This window comes from Leucobacter sp. M11, assembly GCF_035726885.1.
GTDB lineage: Bacteria > Actinomycetota > Actinomycetes > Actinomycetales > Microbacteriaceae > JAPFRB01.
In genome coordinates this window covers 591,297-591,531 of the sequence record NZ_JAPFRB010000001.1, presented here as the reverse complement: position 1 = coordinate 591,531, position 235 = coordinate 591,297, and the positions used below count along the sequence as shown (strand labels likewise).

Below are 235 nucleotides of genomic sequence, written 5' to 3'. Positions count from 1 at the left end.
CGAGCACGTCCTCGTCGTTCAGGAGCACGGTGCCCGCCACGGGGTCGACCTGCCCGGTCAGCGCGTTGGCGATCGTGGACTTCCCCGAGCCGGACTCGCCGACCAGGCCGAGCGTCTCCCCGCGGCGGACGGAGAAGGACGCGTCCTGGACCGCCTGCACCCACTCGGTGCCCGTCTTGGTCTTCACCGGGAAGCGCACCTGCAGGCCGCTGACGGCCAACACGGGGCGCTCGCT

At 72.3% G+C, this 235-nt stretch carries 1 protein-coding gene; it reads right to left on the bottom strand.

Annotation, left to right across the window (positions count from 1 at the left end; translation table 11 throughout):
* The coding region (locus OOT08_RS03040) for an ATP-binding cassette domain-containing protein (RefSeq protein ID WP_325091068.1) at nucleotides 1-223 on the bottom strand (223 nt) is incomplete at its 3' end.
* Nucleotides 224-235: the final 12 nt, after the last annotated feature.